The sequence below is a fragment of the Methylopila turkensis genome (assembly GCF_027922325.1).
GTDB lineage: Bacteria > Pseudomonadota > Alphaproteobacteria > Rhizobiales > Methylopilaceae > Methylopila > Methylopila turkensis.
In genome coordinates this window covers 813,092-831,435 of record NZ_BSFL01000003.1, presented here as the reverse complement: position 1 = coordinate 831,435, position 18,344 = coordinate 813,092, and the positions used below count along the sequence as shown (strand labels likewise).

Genomic DNA, 18,344 nt, shown 5'->3' with positions numbered 1-18,344 from the left:
CCTCTGTTCGCCGCGGTGGGAGCCCCGGCCTCAGTCGTTCGCGATCGTCATGCCCGCGCTTTCGCGCGGGTATCCATGACTTTCCGACAGGCGCGACGCCCAAGTCGTGGATACCCGGCTTCGCCGGGCATGACACGGACCCAGTCGTGGCCGGCGATCGTCACGCCGCGTCGAGATACCGGCGGGCGAGATGGGCCTTGAACACGCCGGCGTCGAGCGGGCGGCCGGTGGCGCGGGTCAGGAGTTCGTCGGTCGTGAGCAGCGAGGCCTGTTCATGGACGTTCTCGCGCAGCCAGGCCAGCAGCGGACGGAAGTCGCCGCGGGCGATCCCCGGCAGCGCGTCCGGTTCGGCGCGCACGGCGGAGTCGAACAGCTGAGCCGCGGTCATGGCGCCCAGCGTGTAGGTCGGAAAGTAGCCCCAGCCGCCGCTTGGCCAGTGGATGTCCTGCAGGCAGCCGCGGGCGTCGTCGGGCGGCGTGACGCCCAGCAGCTCGCGCATGCCGTTCGCCCACAGCGCCGGCAGGTCGGCGAGATCGGCGTCGCCCGCGATCAGCGCCTTCTCGAGGCGGTAGCGCAGGATGACATGGGCGGGGTAGGTGACCTCGTCGGCGTCGACGCGGATGAAGCCGCGCGCGACCTTCGTGTAGCGCCGCCACATCGTCTCCGGCTCCCAGGCAGGACCCGAGCCGCCGAAGGCCTCGCGCATCAGCGGGGCCGCGAAGCCGATGAACTCGCGGCTGCGGCAGGCCTGCATCTCCACCAGCAGCGACTGGCTTTCGTGCAGGCTCATGCCGCGCGCGGCGCCGACCGGCTGGCTCATATAGGCCTGCGGGCGGCCCTGCTCGTAGAGCGCATGGCCGGTCTCATGCAGCACGCCCATCAGCGCGCTGGTGAAGTCGGCCTCGTCGTAGCGGGTGGTGATGCGGACGTCGTTGTCGGCGCCGCCGCAGAACGGATGCGTCGAGACGTCGAGCCGGCCGCGCGCGAAGTCGAAGCCGAGGGCCTCCATCATCTTCAATCCGAGCGCGCGCTGCTTCTCGACCGGGAACGGACCGTCGAGCGCCGGCAGCGCCGGGCGGCGCGCCTGCGCGGCGAGCGCCTCCTCGGTGAAGGCCGGCAGGAAGGCCGCGAGGTCGTCGAAGGCCACATCGATCGCCGCCGAGCGGCCGCCGGGCTCGTAGTCGTTGAGCAGGGCGTCGTAGGGCGAGAGCCCGAGCTTCTCGCCCTTGGCGCGGCCGATCTCGCGCTGGAGCACCAGAACCTGGGTCAGAAGCGGCAGCAGGGACTTGAAGTCGCTGTCCGCGCGCGCCTGCCGCCAGGCCATCTCGCAGGCCGAGGTCGCCTTGCTGGAGGCGGCGACGAGATCGGAGGGCAGGGCGGTCTCGACCGTCCAGATGCGGCGGATCTCGCGCAGGTTCGCGCGCTCCCAGGCACCGAGGCCGTCGTCGGCCTCGGCCTCGTCGAGCCAGTCGCCGAGCCGCGCGTCCACCAGCATGCCGTGCTTCAGCACCTCGAGCTGCGCCACGCTCTCGGCGCGCGTCTCCGCCGCGCCCTTCGGCATCACCGCGGCGTGGTCCCAGTGCAGCACCCCGAGCGCGTTCGAGAGCGCGGAGATGCGGCCGAAATGGGCGGCGAGTTCGGCGTAGGCGGTCATGGGCGGCTTTCGGGACGGTTCGGAGTCGGTGTTGGCGGGCCAGCGCCGATGTGGCGACGGCGCCCGTCGTCGCGCAAGGCTTCTCGCTAAACCCGGCGCATGGAAGTCACCGCCCGATCCCGAGCGCCTTCATGCGCGAGGCCAGCGTCGTGGGCCTCAGTCCAAGCCGTTCGGCGGCCCCGCCGGGACCGGAGACCTTGCCGCCTGCCGCGGCGAGCGCGGCGCGGATGCTGGCGGCGTCGCGAGCGCGCCGGGCCTCCTCGGTGAGGATGCCGCCGGGGCCCGCCGCGGGCGCCGCGCTCGTTTGCGGCGCGCGGGGGCCGGCCTCGGGCAGGTCGATGCGGAGCCGTCCGTCGCGGGCGAGGATGGCGCCGCGCTCGATCACGTTCTCCAGCTCGCGGACGTTGCCCGGCCAGTCGTAGGCCACGAGCCGCCGCATGTCGCGTTCGCTCAGAGACAGCGCCGCCGCGTTCGGCTGCCGCTTGAGCGCGTGGAGCGCGAGCGCCGGCACGTCCTCCGCCCGGTCGCGCAAGGGCGCGGAGTGGATCGGGAACACGTTGAGCCGGAAGTACAGGTCGCGGCGGAAGGCGCCCCGGCGCACCTCGGCGTCGAGGTCGCGGTTGGTGGCGGCGATGACCCGCACGTCGACGGCGCGGGTGCGCTCCTCGCCGACGCGCTCGACCTGGCCCTCCTGCAGCACGCGCAGCAGCTTCGCCTGCTGCTCCAGCGGGATCTCTCCCACCTCGTCCAGGAACAGCGTGCCGCCATGGGCGAGCTCGAAGCGGCCGACGCGGTCGCGCAGCGCGCCGGTGAAGGCGCCGCGGGCGTGGCCGAAAAACTCGCTCTCGAACAGCTCCCGCGGGATCGCGCCGCAGTTCACCCGGATCATCGGCCGTTCCGACCGGGCGCTCGCCTCGTGGATCGCACGGGCGATCAGCTCCTTGCCGGTGCCGCTCTCGCCGGTGATCAGCACGGTGGCGTCGGTGGGCGCGACGAGGTCGATCTGGCGCAGCACGGTCTCGATCGCGGCGCTCCCTCCGATGATGCCGCGATGGCGGCCCTCGCGCCGGATCTCCTCCTGCAGATAGGCGTTCTCGAGCTCCAGCCGCTCGCGAAGGCTTTCGACCTCGGCGAGCGCGGCGCGGAGCTCTTCCTCGGCGCGGCGCCGCTCGCCGATGTCGCGGAACACCACCACCGCGCCCACCACGACGCCGCGGTCGCGGATCGGGGTCGAGGTGTACTCGACCCAGAGCGGCGTCCCGTCCTTCTTCCAGAACACCTCGTCGGAGACCTGATGCACCGCGCCGTCCTTGAAGGCGGCGTAGATCGGGCAGTCGTGGTGCGGGTAGTGCGCGCCGTCGGGGTGTTTATGGTGCACGGTCGCGTGCATGTTGCGGCCGACCAGCTCCTCGGCGCGCCAGCCCAGCATCCGCTCGGCGGCGGGGTTGAGGAAGGTCGTCGCTCCTTCCGCGTTGACGCCGTAGACGCCTTCGCCGGCCGCCTTGAGGATGAGCTGGTTCTCGCGCTCGACCTCCTGGAAGAAGCGCTCGACCCGGCGCCACTCGGCGATGCCGTCGCGGATGTAGAGATCGGCCTCGGCGTTGGCGTCGCGGCGGCGCCGCTCGTCGAGATCGGCGAGCGTCAGCAGCAGTTCCGGTCCCTCGCCGAGACGGACCCCGACATATTCGAGCCGAAGCGCGCGTCCGTCCGCGTCGGGGCTGAGCGAGCGCGTCCAGTGCCGGCCGAGCGTCAGAACCGCGTCGGTGAACACCACCAGCGCCGGCCGCTGTCCCGGATGCAGGCCCGCGAAAGAGGCGCCGACGAGCCCGGCGCGTGGGCGCCCGAGCAGCCGGTCGGCCGCGGCGTTGGCGTCGACGATCCGGTCGGCGAAGGGATCGACGATCAGGGCCGCGTCGGCGGCCTCGTCGAAGGCGAGCGCTTCGAGCGGCTTTCGGGAGGAAGCGGCGTAGGTCACGACATGTCGTAAGGAGAGTGACGAGATATCGTCATTTACGACATGTCGTGATCTGCGGCGCAAGGCGCGGCCTCAAGAGAATGCGAACGGCGCTGGCGCGCCGCCTGTTGGCATGCGGCGTGCAAGGAAACAGGCAACCTTTTTGGGAGCCGCGCCGATGACCACCTTCGACGATCCGTTCGACGCACGTTACCGCCTGACGCCGGGCTGCTCCTGTGGACGGCATGGTAGCGAGGCCGAACATGCGGCCGCCTCGGCGGTCTCCGGCGACGCGCAGACGTCGCGGGTGGTGGAGAGCGCCGTGATGCGGGCGCTGTTCCCCGAAGACGCCACCCGCCGCGCGTTCCTGACGGCGGTGGGCGCCGGCACCGCGATCGCCGCCGTCAACGCGCTGTTTCCGCTCGCGACCGCGACCGATGTCTTCGCACAGGGGCTGAAGCCGGAGAAGACCGACCTCAAGGTCGGCTTCATCCCGATCACCTGCGCCACGCCGATCATCATGGCCGCGCCGATGGGCTTCTACGAGAAGCAGGGCCTCAAGGTCGAGGTGGTGAAGACGGCGGGCTGGGCGGTCATCCGCGACAAGGCGATCAACAAGGAATACGACGCCGCGCACATGCTCTCGCCGATGCCCCTCGCCATCTCCATGGGCGTCGGCTCGAACCCGATCCCGTGGTCGGCGCCGGCGATCGAGAACATCAACGGCCAGGCGATCACGCTGGCCATGAAGCACAAGGACAAGCGCGACCCGAAGTCGTGGGCCGGCATGAAGTTCGCCGTGCCGTTCGACTACTCCATGCACAACTACCTGCTGCGCTACTACCTCGCCGAGGCCGGTCTCGACCCGGACAAGGACGTGCAGATCCGCGCCGTGCCGCCGCCCGAGATGGTCGCCAACCTGCGCGCCGACAACATCGACGGCTTCCTCGCGCCCGACCCCGTGAACCAGCGCGCGGTTTATGACGGCGTCGGCTTCATCCACCTGCTGTCGAAGGAGATGTGGGACGGCCACCCCTGCTGCGTGTTCTCGGCGTCGAGGCAGTTCGTGACCGAAATGCCGGGCACCTACCAGGCGCTGCTAAAGGCGATCATCGAGGCGACCGCCTACGCCCAGAAGGCCGAGCACCGCAAGGAGATCGCGGCCGCGATCGCGCCCACCAACTACCTCAACCAGCCGGTGACGGTGGTGGAGCAGGTGCTGACCGGCACCTTCGCCGACGGCCTCGGCGGCGTGAAGAAGGACGCCGACCGCATCGCGTTCGACCCGTTCCCCTGGGAAAGCTTCGCGGTCTGGATTCTCACCCAGATGAAGCGCTGGGGCCAGATCAAGGGCGACGTCGACTATCAGAAGGTCGCGAAGGAGGTGTTCCTCGCCACCGACGCCACGAAGCTGATGGCGGAGGCCGGGCTCACGCCGCCGCAGGCCACCACGAAAACCTTCTCGGTCATGGGCAAGCCGTTCGACCCGTCGAAGCCGGAGGAGTACGTCGCCTCCTTCGCGATCAAGCGGGGCTGAGCGATGCGCGGCTCCCTCTCCCTCCGCGCAGGCCTGCTGTCGGTTCTGATCTTCGCCGCGTTCATCGGCGCGTGGCAGTTCGCCACGATGCCGACCACGGGGGCTGCGGGCGACGTCGATCCGGAATACGCCGCCCTCGTTTCGGGTGCGGCGGCGCAGGGGGCCAAGAGCGCGTTCCCGACGCCGGCCGACGTCGGAGCTACGATCTGGGGCCATCTCAAGGACCCGTTCTACGTCCGCGGCGCCAACGACCAGGGCGTCGGCGTCCAGCTCGCCTATTCGCTCGGCCGCGTGCTGCTCGGCTACCTGCTCGCGGCCGCGGTCGCGACCCCGCTCGGCTTCCTGATCGGCATGTCGCCGCTGGTCTATCGCGCGCTCGACCCCTTCATTCAGGTGCTGAAGCCGATCTCGCCGCTCGCCTGGATGCCGCTCGCGCTCTACACGATCAAGGACTCCGGCATCTCTGCGATCTTCGTCATCTTCATCTGCTCGCTGTGGCCGATGCTGATCAACACCGCCTTCGGCGTCGCGAGCGTGCGGAAGGAATGGCTCAACGTGGCCGCGACGCTCGAGGTCGGGGCGCTGCGGAAGGCCTTCCTCGTCATCCTGCCGGCGGCGGCGCCGACCATCATGACCGGCATGCGGATCTCGATCGGCATCGCCTGGCTCGTGATCGTGGCGGCCGAGATGCTCGTGGGCGGCACTGGCATCGGCTACTTCGTCTGGAACGAGTGGAACAACCTCTCGATCGGCAACATCATCACCGCGATCCTGCTGATCGGCCTCGTCGGCATGGCGCTCGACGTCGCGCTCGGCCGCGCCGCTCGGCTCGTGGCCTACCGGGAGTGACCGCGATGACGAAGCCCCTCATCTCCATCGAGGCGCTGGCGCGCCGCTATCCCGCCCGCGGCGGCGGCGAGACGACGATCTTCGAGAACGTCTGGCTGCCGATCCAGAAGGGCGAGTTCGTCTGCCTGATCGGCCATTCCGGCTGCGGCAAGACCACGATCCTCAACGTGCTCGCCGGCCTCGACCAGCCCTCCGGCGGCGCGGTGATCGTCGACGGGCGCGAGATTTCGGGCCCGAGCCTCGATCGCGCCGTGATCTTCCAGGGTCACTCGCTGCTGCCGTGGATGACGGTCATCGGCAACATCGCCTTCGCGGTGACCTCCCGCCATCCCGAGTGGGGCCGGGAGAAGGTGCGGGCGCACTGCCAGAAGTACATCGACGTCGTGCATCTCACCGGCTCGGAGCACAAGAAGCCGGCGGAGCTCTCGGGCGGCATGAAGCAGCGCGTCGGCATCGCCCGCGCGCTCGCGATCGAGCCCAAGATGCTGCTGATGGACGAGCCGTTCTCAGCGCTAGACGCGCTCACCCGCGGCTCGCTGCAGGACGAGGTGCGCCGCATCTGCACCGAGACCGAGCAGACCGTGTTCATGATCACCCACGACATCGACGAGGCCATGCTGCTCGCCGACAAGATCGTGCTGATGACCAACGGGCCGGGCGCGAAGATCGCCGAGATCGTCGAGAACACCCTGCCGAAGGACCGTCGGCCGGCGACGATGCACAAGCACGCCAACTACTACGCGCTGCGCAACCACCTGCTCGATTTCCTCGTGACCCGCTCGAAGAACTTCGCCGCGGAGATCGAGGGCAAACCTTACGACCCGCGCAAGCCGCCGGTCGTGCGCCCGGGCGCGAAGCCCGTCGGCGTCGAGACCCTCGCCGACGACGGCTCGCCACGATCCGCGGCGATCGCCTGACCCGTCCCCCGGCGGCGGGCCGCGCCGCCGGACTTTTACGACCTGACCTGAGCACCACGACCACCACAGGAGCCGTGCGCCATGACCCGCGCCGAAGTGACCGAACTCGTCCTCACCGCCAAGCGCATGAAGGGCCTCACCTGGAAGCAGATCCACGAGAAGGTGTCGGTCTCGACCTCGCCGATCGTGATCACGGCGGCGCTGCTCGGGCAGATGCGGCTCGAGCCGAACGAGGCGGAGAAGGCGGCGGAGCTGCTCGACCTGCCGGAAGAGGCGAAGATCATCCTGACCGAGATCCCCTATCGCGGGTCGCTGCCGCAGGTGCCGCCCACCGATCCGGTGATCTACCGCTTCTACGAGCTGATCCAGGTCTATGGCACGACCTGGAAGGAGCTGATCCACGAGGAATTCGGCGACGGAATCATGTCCGCCATCGACTTCGACATGACGATGGAGCGCCAGCCCGACCAAAAGGGCGACCGCGTAAAAATTGGAATGTCCGGCAAGTTCCTGAGCTACAAGCGTTATTGACGCAATAGACGTTAGTCTAGCGCTATTGGTACTATTATGGACTGGCGTTTGTCCCTCGCGCGCGCTTTGATCCGCGGATCAGAACAGGCGCGGGGGGCGCACATCATGTCATATGGAATCAAGGCTGGGCTGGCTCTGGCGCTGGCCATCGCGACGCCTGCCGCCGCCGGCACCGGAATGGCGGAGTTTTGGGGCTCGTTCAACAGCAACGGCACGGCCCGGACGGTGTCCGGCGTCGCGGCGGTGCAGCGAACCGCGCTCGGCTCCTATCGGATCACGTTCCCGCGCGCGGTGACCACTTGCTCCTGGCAGGCGACCATCATCGGCGCGACGCCCGGCATGCTCACTATCGCCACGGTGTCCGGGCAGCCCGCCATCCTGAACGTGCTGACCTTCGCCGCCAACGGCGCGGCCGCCGACCGGCTGTTCTCCATTCTGGTGAAGTGCCAGGACTGATCCGGAAAGCTGGCCATGGCCCTTCTTGCAAGCGGCGCCTTAAGGGCGCCGTACGGGATTTCTGCGCTTTTTCTCGTGATCCTGAGCGCCTTCGTCGCCTGCGCGGTTCCGGCTCTTGCGCAAGGACCTAACGATCCGCCGCCGGGCGGTCGGGCGTCGAGCACGCCTTCGGCGAGCGATCTCGGAATGGCGTTGATGTCCGCCGTCGTTAGAGCCGATGGGACGCTTGCACGGGGCGAGGGCGTCGAATCTTCGGCCGTGGTCGGCCTGAGCCATCAGTACGAAGTCATCTTCGGCCGCGATGTGACGGCGTGCGCTTACACCGTGGACATCGGCGGTTTCGAGCCCTTCGGCATACCGCCGAAAGGCGTCGCCGCCGTCATCGGTCGAGCCGGAAACGTGAGGGGCGTCTACGTCGAGACGTTCCGCGTCGATGGCGCCGAGCTGCCGCTCGGCTTCCATGTCCTCGTGTTCTGCGGCCGATGACGCGCCGTCCGCTCAAGGCTGCGATGTTCTGCGGCCGGTGACGCCGCCTCAAAGGAGTTAGCCCATGCTGAACCGCTTCGCCGCGACAGCCCTTCTGCTTGGCGCCTTCGTCGCGCCGGCGCTGGCGTCGGACCAGAACGAGCCGCGGCCGGGAGCCAAAGCCTCGCCCACGCCGTCAGCCTCCGACCTCGGTATGGCGCTGATGTCCGCCGCGGTACGAGGGGATGGCCTGTTGGTTCGCGGAGAGGGGGCCGACGGTGCGGGTCGCCTCTCCGTCGGCGCTTACGAAGTGAACTTTGGCCGCGACATCACCAACTGCGCGCTCACGGCGACGGTCGGCATCGTCGAGGCCTACAACAGTCCTCCCTCGCTGATTGCGTCGGTGTCGCCGCGGGCCGGCACTCCAACCGGGGTGTTCGTGCGGGTCTTCGACGTCAATGGCGTACTGGCCGACGGTCCGTTCCACCTGACGGTGTTCTGCGGCCGCTGAGCGCGCCACGCGCGCGGGCGCCGAGATTGATTTCGAACGGTTCTATTCCCGCGAGCGCGCCCTACCTTCGTCGCGATACGGCGGGACGCGTTCGGCGTCGCGCCCTACCACGCGATGGCGGGGCGGAGCATGAGACCACTTGTCGGCCAGGGCCGCATCCGCGAGCGCGGCGGCGCGGTGACGCCGCCCGCCTCGATCGCCTGGGGTGAGGGCGCGGTCACCTTCGACAGCCGACGCTGGACCTGCGACGACGCCGAGATCGAATGGACGTCGCCGCATCATCTGATCGTGCTGACGGGGGCGGGCGGCACCGCGACGACTGAGGTCCGCGTCGACGGCGGGCGCTCCTATGATGGCCGCGACGCGCCGGGCGCGCTGAGCTTCATCCCCGCCGGCGCCTCCCGCTACGGCGCCTATCGCAAGGCGGACATGTCCTACGCCGCGATCTGGATCGCGCCGGAGACGATGGACCGGCTCGCCGGCGGGCCGTTCCGTGCGCCGGCTCCCTTCGTCAACGGCGAGGACCAGGTGGTCGCCGCGCTGCTCAGAAGCCTGCGCGACGACGCGGCCGCGGGCCTCGCGCCCTCGGCGGCTTACGCCGAGCACGCCGTCGCGCTGATGGCGATGCGGCTTGCGGCGCTCGACGGCGCGACGGCGGCTTCGCAGGAGGCTTCGGGCGGGCTGTCGCGCCGGCAGCTCGCGCGCGTCGCCGACCATGTCGACTCCAATCTCGCCGCGGACGTCTCGCTCGCCGATCTCGCCGCGCTGGTCGAGATGCCGGTCGACCGGTTCGCGCGCCGGTTCCGGACCGCGACCGGTCTCGCCCCTTACGCCTATGTGCTGGAGCGTCGCGTGCGCGCCGCCGAGCGCATGCTGGCGGCGTCCGAGCTTTCGATCGCCGAGATCGCCTTCGCGCTCGGCTTCTCCAGCCAGAGCCACTTCACGACCGTGTTCCGCCGCCGCACCGGGACGACCCCGAAGGCCTGGCGTCGCGCTGCAGCGCCCGGATCTTGAAAGCGGCGCCGGAAAGCTGAAAGACGAAAGCATCGGGGGCCGTTTGAAATGACCATCGTTTCCGCCTGCGCCCGGGATTTCGGGGGACACCGGCCGCAGGCGCTCCGCAGGAGGCCGAAGGCACGACATGACGACACCCCGCTTCCGCCCGTCGCGCCGCGACGTTCTGGAGGGAACGACCGCAGCGGCCGCGTGCCTCGCGGCCGGGCTACCGGGCCTCGCGCCGGCGCACGCCGCGCCCGCTCTGTCGCCGATGGCGGGGGGCGCTGACGTGCGGCTCACCGTCAATGGCGAGGCGCGCAGCCTCAGCCTCGATCCCCGCACCACGCTGCTCGACGCGCTGCGCGATCATCTCGACCTCACGGGCGCGAAGAAGGGCTGCGACCACGGCCAATGCGGCGCCTGCACGGTGCTCGTCGGCGGCCGCCGCGTCGTCTCCTGCCTCACCCTCGCGGTGATGCATGAGGGCGACGAGGTCGTTACCGTCGAGGGCCTTGCGGCGGGCGACGACCTGCACCCGATGCAGGCGGCGTTTCTGGAGCGCGACGCCTTCCAGTGCGGCTTCTGCACGCCGGGCCAGATCTGCTCGGGCGTCGGCATGCTGGCGGAGGCGAAGGCCGGCTGGCCGAGCAACGTCTCGGGCGATCTGCTCGCGCGCGGCGACCTCGACGACGGCGAAATCCGTGAGCGCATGAGCGGCAATCTCTGCCGCTGCGCCGCCTATCCCAACATCGTCGCCGCCATACGCGACGTCAGCGAAGGAGGCGCGCTGTGACCCCCTTCACCTATGAGCGCGCGAGCGACCCGGCGGCCGCGGCCCGCGCCGTCGCCGCCCGCCCGGACGCGCGCTTCATCGCCGGCGGCACCAACCTCGTCGACCTGATGAAGCTCGGCGTCGAGAGGCCGGGCCATCTCGTGGACGTTTCGCGCCTGAAGCTCGACGCGATCGAGCCGAGGCCCGAGGGCGGGCTGAAGATCGGCGCCCAGGTGAAAAACAGCGTGCTTGCGGCCGACGAACAGGTTCGCAAACTCTATCCGCTGCTGTCGCGCGCGCTGCTCGCCGGCGCCTCCGGCCAGCTTCGCAACATGGCCTCGACCGGCGGCAACCTGCTCCAGCGCACCCGCTGCTTCTACTTCGCGGACGTCTCGCAGCCGTGCAACAAGCGCACGCCCGGCTCCGGCTGCGCCGCGCTCGGCGGCTTCAACCGGATCCACGCCGTGCTGGGCGCGACCGAGGCCTGCATCGCCACCAACCCCTCGGACATGGCCGTGGCGATGGCCGCGCTCGACGCCCGGGTCGAGACCGTGACGGGCGAGGGCGCGCCCCGCGAGATCCCGCTCGGCGAGCTGTACCGGGCGCCGGGCGAGGGGCCGGAGACGACGCTGGGCCATGGCGAGCTGATCACCGCGGTGCTGCTGCCGCCGCCGCCGCCGGGCCGTCAGGTCTACCGCAAGGTTCGCGACCGCGCGTCCTACGCCTTCGCGCTGGTCTCGGTCGCGGCGGTGGTCGACGCCGCCGACGGCCGCGTCCGCGGCGGCAGGCTCGCGCTCGGCGGCGTCGCGCACAAGCCGTGGCGGGTGGAGGAGGCCGAGCGTCTGTTCGACGGCGGCGTCGAGACGCGCCTGTTCGACCGGATCGCGGACGCGGCTCTCTCGGGGGCTCGCGGCTACGGCCACAACGATTTCAAGATCGATCTCGCCCGGCGGGCGATCCGGCGCACGCTCGCCGACGCCGCCGGCGACGTCTCGTGAGGGCCGCGACATGACCACCCTGAGCCCGACCAAAGGCCCGATCGGCGAACCGCTCGACCGCGTCGACGGCCGCCTGAAAGTCACCGGCGCCGCGCGCTACGCCGCCGAGCGCAAGCCGTCCGCGCCGCCGCTTCACGGCGTCATCGTCGGCGCGACCGTCGCCAAGGGCCGCGTGACGGCGATCGACGCCGCGGCGGCGGAGGCGGCGCCCGGCGTCCGGCTGGTGATGACGCATCGGAACGCGCCGAAGCAGCCTGAGTTCGGTCCGGCGCGCATCGCCGGCAACCGCTTCCAGCGCGCCCGGCCCGTCCTCGGCGACGACCGCGTGCGGCACTGGGGCGAGCCCGTCGCCTTCGTGGTGGCCGACACGTTCGAGCAGGCCCGCGCCGCGGCCGACCTCGTGAAGGTGACCTACGAGGCGGAGCCGCACGCGATCGGGTTGGAGGAGCATCTCCGCGACGCCTACGCGCCCCAAACCATCAATGTGGGCATGCCGACCGACACCGAGGTCGGGGACTTCGAGGCCGCATTCGCCGTCGCCCCCGTGAAGGTCGACGAGACCTATCACGTCGCCCAGCAGCACCACATGGCCATCGAGCCCCATGCGGCGGTGGCGGAATGGGACGGCGACGAACTCACCGTCTTCACCGCGAGCCAGACGATCGCCAACGCGCGCGCGAGCCTTGCGGCGACGCTCGGGATCGACAAGGAGAAGGTCCGCCTTGTCAGCTCCTATGTCGGCGGCGGCTTCGGCGGTAAACTCGGCATGCGCGCCGAGACCGCGCTCGCCGCTTTCGCGGCGAAGGCGCTGTCGCGGCCGGTCAAAGCGGTCCAGACGCGCCGCCAGACCTTCTACACCGTCGGGCATCGGCCGGAGGCGATCCAGCGGGTGCGGCTTTCGGCGTCGCGGGACGGCCGGCTGACGGGCGTCTCGCACGAGGTCTGGATGCAGAGTTCGCCCGTCGAGGAGTTCGCCGAGCAGACCGCGTCCTCGACGCGCGCGCTCTACGGCGCGCCGGCGATCCTGACGCGGCACCGCCTCGTCAATCTGGACATGCAGGGCGGCGAGCCGGTGCGCGCGCCGGGCGAGGCGCCGGGCCTGCTGGCGCTCGAGAGCGCGATCGACGAGCTTTGCCACAAACTCGGCATGGACCCGGTCGAGTTCCGCATCCTGAACGACACCCAGATCGATCCGGAGAAGAAGAAGCCGTTTTCGTCCCGCCATCTCGTGGAGTGTCTGCGGGAGGGCGCGGCGCGCTTCGGCTGGGCGGACCGGCCGAAGTCTCCGCGCGAGCGGCGCGAGGGCGCGAAGCTGATCGGCTACGGCGTCTCCGCCGCGATCCGGCCGAACTACATCGGGCCGTGCGCGGCTTACGTCCGCGTGGCCGAGGACCGCAGCGTCATCGTGCGCACCGACATGACCGACATCGGCACCGGCACCTACACCATCCTGACGCAGGTCGCGGCCGAGACGCTCGGCGTCCCGCTGGCGGCGGTCAAGGTGGAGCTCGGCGACAGCCGGTTTCCCGTCAGTCCGGGCTCGGGCGGCTCCTGGGGCGCGGCGAGTTCGGCCTCCGCGGTCCACGACGCCTGCCTGAAGGTGAAGGCCGAGATGGCGCGCACGGACGAGGCGCGGGTGTTCGAGGCGACCGGCTCGGTCAAGGGCATGCGCGACACCCAGGCCTACAAGGACTTCTCGCAATACTGCTTCGGCGCGCATTTCGCCGAGGTCGAGGTGGACGAAGACACCGGCGAGATCCGGATGCGGCGCATGCTCGGCGCGTTCGCGGCGGGTCGTATCCTCAACGCCAAGACCGCGCGCTCCCAGATGATCGGCGGCATGATCTGGGGCGTGTCCTCGGCCCTGTTCGAGGAGGCGGTGAACGATCCCCGCACCGGCCACATCGTGAATGGCGACCTTGGCGAGTATCACGTCGCGGCCCACGCTGACGCGGCGAACGTCGACGCCTTCTTCATCGACGAGCACGACGAGCGCGCGAATGCGCTGGGCGCGAAGGGCGTGGGCGAACTCGGCATCTGCGGGGCGGGCGCGGCGCTCGCGAACGCGGTGTTCAACGCGACCGGGGTGCGCGCGCGCCGGTTCCCGATCACGCTCGATCAGGTCATCGCGGGCGTCTGATGCGGGCTTTCCAAGGATCGCCCACGTCTGATCTCGACCTCTCGTCATGGCCGCGAAGGCGGGCGTGACGAGAGGTTGTCTGCGCGCTTAGCCGCCCGAGACGCTCGGCTTGGGGGGCCCGATCAGCGCTTCGTCATAGATCACGCCGCGGCGCTTCGGCCGCGTCAGCGGGCTCGGGATCGGCGCGTTGCCGTTCATCAGGTCGATGCCGGAATAGATGTCGCCGGCGACCTGGAGCGTCAGCCGCTCTTCGTCGCGCCTGCGGACGTCGGCCACGATCTCCGCCGCCTCCTCCTCGGGCACGTCGAGCCCGACCAGGACCGCCTCGCCGAAAACCATGGCGGACTCGAAGGTCTCGCGAAGCTGGTAGTCGACGCCGCTCCGGATCAGGTCGATGGCGTGGCCGCGGTCATAGGCGCGGACGTAGAGCTGCGCCTGCGGGAATTCGTGACGGGCCAGATCGGCGATCTTGCTCGCGGTCTGCCGGCCGTCGGCGCAGACGACGATGGCGCGGGCCTCTCCGGCGCCCGAGGTGCGCAGCACGTCGAGCCGGGCGCCGTCGCCGTAATAGACCTTGAAGCCGAATTCGGCCGCGGCCTCGATCATCTCGACGTCGAGCTCGATGATCGAGACGTCGAAGCCGCGCGCCAGCAGCGGCTGACTCACCATCTGCCCAAACCGCCCGAAGCCGATGATCAGCACCGAGCCGGTGAGGCCGTCCGCCCGCTCGACATTGTCGAGCGAGGTCTCCGGGCGCGGGGGCATCAGCCGCTTCAGCGCGAGCGCGGTGAACGGCGTCAGCGCCATGGAGATGATGACTGCGGCGGTGAAGACCGCGTTCTCGCGTGCGTCCATGACGCCCGACGCCGTGGCTGCGCCATAGAGCACGAAGGCGAACTCGCCGCCCTGGGCGAACAGCGCCGTGCGGTCCACCGCCTCGCGCCAGCTGGACCCGAACAGGCGGGCGACCGCGAAGATGCCGGCGGCCTTGACCGCAACGAAGCCGATCACCACGGCGACGACCATCGCCCAGTTGGCGGCGATCGCGGGCAGATCGAGCGACATGCCGACGGCGAGGAAGAACAGGCCGAGCAGGATGCCGCGGAACGGCTCGATGTCCGCCTCGAGCTGGTGGCGGAAGGTCGATTCCGACAGCAGCACGCCGGCGAGGAAGGCGCCCATGGCCATCGACAGGCCGCCGAGGTCCATCAACAGCGCCGAGCCCAGCACCACCAGCAGGGCGGCGGCCGTCATCACCTCGCGCGCCTTGGACCGGGCGAGGATCTTGAACATCGGGTTGAGCAGATAGCGGCCGGCCACGACCAGCCCGATGATCGCGGCCACGGCGATCGCGATGCCGGTGACGCGCGAGCCGCCGGCGTGCGTGTCCTGCGGGGCGAGAAAGGCGACGATCGCGAGCAGCGGCACGATCGCGAGGTCCTCCAGCAGCAGGATCGAGACCGCCTTTTGGCCAGCCGGCGTCGAGGTGTCGCCGCGCTCCTCCAGCATCTGCATCACCACGGCGGTCGAGGACAGCACGAAGCCCATGCCGGCGACGAAGGCCACCGGCGCCGACAGCCCGGCCAGGACGCCGGCGCCGGTCAGCAGCGCGCCGCAGGCCGCCACCTGCGCCAGGCCGAGGCCGAAGATCTCACGTCTCAGCCCCCAGAGGCGCGAGGGCTGCATCTCAAGCCCGATGATGAACAGCAGCATGATGACGCCGAACTCGGCGACATGAAGCACCGAGGCCGGATCGGGAAACAGTCCGATCGCGAACGGACCGATGATGATGCCGGCCGCGAAGTAGCCGAGCACCGAGCCGAGGCCGAGCCTGCGGAAGATCGGCACCGCCACCACGCCGGCGCCGAGCAGCGCCACCACCTGAACCAGTTCGTTCGATCCGCCCGCCGCCGCCATTCCGCGCCTCCCGCCGTCCCGCCTAACGTCTGGCCGTACCCCATGCGGGCCCGGCGCGCCACTTCGCCCGCCGGTCAGGCGGCGAGCGCCTGCTCCACGGCGCGCGCCCGCGCCAGGAAGCTCGCGTCGTCGTAGCGGCGACCGACGAGTTGCACGCCGATCGGCGCCGGAGCCTCGGTGCGCACGGGGAGGGTCGCGCAGGGCGTTCCGAGCGCGCTCCAGAGCCGGTTGAACACCGGCGATCCCGTGAACTCCAGACCGACCGGCGCCGGTCCCGGCGCGCTGAAGGTCAGCAGCAGGTCGAAGCCCGCCTCGAGCCCGTCCATCTCGGCGCGCGCTGCGTTCATCTGCGCGAGCGCCGCCGCATGGAGCGCGGCGGAGACGGCGAGCCCGTCCGCGATCAGGCGGGAGAACGAGGCGCTGATGCGCTTCGGCGCGGTCGCCTGTTCGAAGGCGGTAGCGAGCGACGCCTCGCGCGCCATGATGGTCCAGTGCGCGGCGTCGAGTTCCTCGAACGAGGCCGGCGGCCTGATCTCCTCGACGGCGTGGCCGGCGTCCGCGAGCGTCTCAGCGGCGCCGAGCAGCGCGGCCTGGGCTTCCGGCGAAGCCTCGCTCCAGTTCGCGCCGCGCACGAGGCCGATGCGCAAGCGGCCGGCCGCGGGCGGGATCGGGGCGCCGTCGCCGCCGAGCAGCAGGTCGTAGAGCAAAGCGCAGTCGTCGACGGCGCGGCCGAACAGGCCGACGGTGTCGAAGCTCGGCGCGAGCGGTTTCATGCCGGCGGTCGGCAGCGTTCCGAAACTCGGTTTGAAGCCGACGATCCCGCAGAAGGACGCGGGACGAATGACCGAGCCGGCCGTCTGGGTGCCGATCCCGACCGGCGCCATGCCGGCCGCGACCGCCGCGGCCGATCCGGAGGACGAGCCGCCGGGCGTGCGGGCCGGATCGCGCGGATTGCGCGTCGGGCCCGGATGGGCCATCGCGAACTCGGTCGTGACGGTCTTGCCGACGAGGCTCGCGCCGAGCGCCTTCAGTCTGGCCGCGACCGCGGCGTCGGTTTTCGGCCGCCAGCCGGCGTAGATCGGCGAGCCGTAGGTCGTCGGCATGTCGGCGCTGTCGAAGATGTCCTTGAGCGCGACGGGCAGGCCGCCAAGCGGCAGGCCGGCGCGGCCGGGCAGGGCGTCGCGCGCGCGGTCGAGATCGAGGTGCGCGAAGGCCCTGATCTCGGGCTCGCGCGCCTCGATCGCGGCGGCGCAGGCGTCGAACGCCTCCGTGGCCGTGATGTCCCCGCGCGCGATTTCAGCGAGCGTGTCGCGCAACGGCGTGTGGGTCATGAGCGGCGGTCCCGCGTGGATGATTCCTGACGCCGGAAGCTTAGCGGGTGAAAACCGCCAGCGGGACGCGGTCAAACGTCATGACGCGTCCGTGAACGCTGCGACGGGACCGGAGGCTTCAGCGGGCGTTCCGGAGAAGCCGCGCGACCGTCGGCGCGAAATAGGTCAAGACGCCGTCCGCGCCGGCGCGCTTGAAGGCCAGCAGGCTTTCGAGCATCGCGGCCTCGCCGTCGATCCAGCCGTTCTTCGCGGCGGCCTGGATCATCGCGTACTCGCCGGAGACCTGATAGGCGAATGTCGGCAGCCGGAAGCGCTCCTTGAGGCGCCAGACCACGTCGAGGTAGGGCAGACCGGGCTTCACCATCAGCATGTCGGCGCCCTCGGCGACGTCGAGCTCGGCTTCGCGCAGCGCCTCGTCGCCGTTGGCGGGGTCCATCTGATAAGTCTTCTTGTCGCCCGTCAGCGCCTTGCGGGTGCCGATCGCGTCGCGGAACGGGCCATAGAAGGCCGAGGCGTACTTCGCGGCGTAGGACATGATCTGGACGTCGGTGCGCTCGGCGTCGTCGAGTGCGGCGCGGATCGCGCCGACGCGGCCGTCCATCATGTCGGACGGCGCGATCACGTCGGCTCCGGCGTCGGCCTGCGCCAGCGCCTGCCGAACCAGCACGGCGACGGTGGCGTCGTTCAGGATGCGGTCGCCGTTCATCAGCCCGTCGTGGCCGTGGCTGGTGTAGGGGTCGAGCGCGGCGTCGGTGATCAGGCCGATCTGCGGGACCTCACGCTTCAGCGCGCGCAGCGCCCGGCAGGTGAGGTTGTCCGGATTGATCGCCTCGGAGCCCGCAGGGTCGCGCAGGTCCGGATCGGTGTAGGGGAACAGCGCGATCGCAGGGATGCCGTGCTCCGCCGCGGTCTCCGCCTCGCGCACCGCCTGGTCGACGGTCAGGCGCTCGACCCCCGGCATCGTGGCCACCGGCTCCCGGCGGTCCTGGCCTTCGATCAGGAAGATCGGCCATATCAGGTCGTTCACGGTGATGGCGTTCTCGCGCACCAGCCGCCGCGACCAGTCTGAGCCGCGGCTGCGGCGCGGGCGGCGGGTGAGGTCGAGGGAGCCGTCCTCGAGGCGAATGTCCATGCCCCGCGCGCGGAGGCTTCCGATCGTTTCGTGCATGCTCGACGTCTCCGTCCGGTCGGGGGCGGAGGCTTGCAGCCGGACTGCCGTCCCCGCTCGTTGACAGCGTTATAGCACCCCCAGCGGTCCCCGAGAGGGCCCGGCACATTCTCCGTTCGGTCAAATCGTCATAGCGGCGTCGATTTGC

At 70.4% G+C, this 18,344-nt stretch carries 16 protein-coding genes; 11 read left to right on the top strand and 5 right to left on the bottom strand.

Annotated elements, in window-relative coordinates; all coding sequences use genetic code 11:
- Positions 1-160: 160 nt before the first annotated feature.
- Positions 161-1,654: a carboxypeptidase M32 gene (locus PKE78_RS15155; RefSeq protein ID WP_271201737.1), complete on the bottom strand. Its 1,494-nt coding sequence runs from the start codon at positions 1,652-1,654 to the stop codon at positions 161-163.
- A 106-nt stretch (positions 1,655-1,760) separates the two neighbouring features.
- A complete protein-coding gene (locus PKE78_RS15150; RefSeq protein WP_271201736.1) occupies positions 1,761-3,629 on the bottom strand; it encodes a sigma 54-interacting transcriptional regulator in 1,869 nt (622 codons plus the stop codon).
- A 157-nt stretch (positions 3,630-3,786) separates the two neighbouring features.
- Here PKE78_RS15150 and PKE78_RS15145 point away from each other — a divergent pair, with 157 nt between their 5' ends.
- The 11 genes from PKE78_RS15145 (at position 3,787) to PKE78_RS15095 (ending at position 13,780) form a co-directional block, all read left to right on the top strand.
- Positions 3,787-5,145, top strand: a complete 1,359-nt coding sequence (locus tag PKE78_RS15145; protein WP_271201735.1) for a CmpA/NrtA family ABC transporter substrate-binding protein — start codon at positions 3,787-3,789, stop codon at positions 5,143-5,145.
- Between the two features lie 3 nt (positions 5,146-5,148).
- Entirely contained in the window at positions 5,149-5,994 is an 846-nt protein-coding gene (ntrB, locus tag PKE78_RS15140; protein ID WP_271201734.1) for a nitrate ABC transporter permease, read from the top strand.
- Between the two features lie 5 nt (positions 5,995-5,999).
- Complete coding sequence (locus PKE78_RS15135; protein WP_271201733.1) at positions 6,000-6,911, top strand: ABC transporter ATP-binding protein; 912 nt, start codon at positions 6,000-6,002, stop codon at positions 6,909-6,911.
- Positions 6,912-6,992: 81 nt separating this feature from the next.
- Positions 6,993-7,442: a cyanase gene (gene cynS, locus PKE78_RS15130; RefSeq protein WP_271201732.1), complete on the top strand. Its 450-nt coding sequence runs from the start codon at positions 6,993-6,995 to the stop codon at positions 7,440-7,442.
- Between the two features lie 105 nt (positions 7,443-7,547).
- Positions 7,548-7,898, top strand: a complete 351-nt coding sequence (locus PKE78_RS15125; protein WP_271201731.1) for a hypothetical protein — start codon at positions 7,548-7,550, stop codon at positions 7,896-7,898.
- Between the two features lie 15 nt (positions 7,899-7,913).
- A complete protein-coding gene (locus tag PKE78_RS15120) occupies positions 7,914-8,384 on the top strand; it encodes a hypothetical protein (protein ID WP_271201730.1) in 471 nt (156 codons plus the stop codon).
- A gap of 64 nt (positions 8,385-8,448) precedes the next feature.
- Positions 8,449-8,874: a hypothetical protein gene (locus PKE78_RS15115; RefSeq protein ID WP_271201729.1), complete on the top strand. Its 426-nt coding sequence runs from the start codon at positions 8,449-8,451 to the stop codon at positions 8,872-8,874.
- A gap of 129 nt (positions 8,875-9,003) precedes the next feature.
- Positions 9,004-9,888 carry an AraC family transcriptional regulator gene (locus PKE78_RS15110; RefSeq protein ID WP_271201728.1) on the top strand — a complete coding sequence of 295 codons (885 nt, stop codon included), beginning with the start codon at positions 9,004-9,006 and terminating at the stop codon, positions 9,886-9,888.
- A gap of 127 nt (positions 9,889-10,015) precedes the next feature.
- Positions 10,016-10,663, top strand: coding sequence for a 2Fe-2S iron-sulfur cluster-binding protein (locus tag PKE78_RS15105; RefSeq protein ID WP_271201727.1), 648 nt, complete (start codon positions 10,016-10,018; stop codon positions 10,661-10,663).
- Entirely contained in the window at positions 10,660-11,640 is a 981-nt protein-coding gene (locus PKE78_RS15100; protein WP_271201726.1) for an FAD binding domain-containing protein, read from the top strand. Before PKE78_RS15105 ends, PKE78_RS15100 begins: the two co-directional genes overlap by 4 nt.
- Positions 11,641-11,650: 10 nt before the next feature.
- Positions 11,651-13,780, top strand: a complete 2,130-nt coding sequence (locus PKE78_RS15095) for a xanthine dehydrogenase family protein molybdopterin-binding subunit (RefSeq protein ID WP_271201725.1) — start codon at positions 11,651-11,653, stop codon at positions 13,778-13,780.
- Positions 13,781-13,867: 87 nt separating this feature from the next.
- Here the strand turns inward: PKE78_RS15095 and PKE78_RS15090 are convergent, their stop codons facing one another.
- The 3 genes from PKE78_RS15090 to hemB form a co-directional block, all read right to left on the bottom strand.
- The gene (locus PKE78_RS15090; RefSeq protein WP_271201724.1) at positions 13,868-15,697 is read right to left on the bottom strand and encodes a monovalent cation:proton antiporter-2 (CPA2) family protein; all 1,830 of its coding nucleotides are present in this window, start codon (positions 15,695-15,697) and stop codon (positions 13,868-13,870) included.
- Positions 15,698-15,771: 74 nt separating this feature from the next.
- Positions 15,772-17,028, bottom strand: a complete 1,257-nt coding sequence (locus tag PKE78_RS15085) for an amidase (protein ID WP_271201723.1) — start codon at positions 17,026-17,028, stop codon at positions 15,772-15,774.
- A 118-nt stretch (positions 17,029-17,146) separates the two neighbouring features.
- On the bottom strand, positions 17,147-18,196 hold the full coding sequence (gene hemB / locus PKE78_RS15080; RefSeq protein ID WP_428981277.1) for a porphobilinogen synthase: 1,050 nt from the start codon (positions 18,194-18,196) through the stop codon (positions 17,147-17,149).
- Between the last annotated feature and the right edge of the window lie 148 nt (positions 18,197-18,344).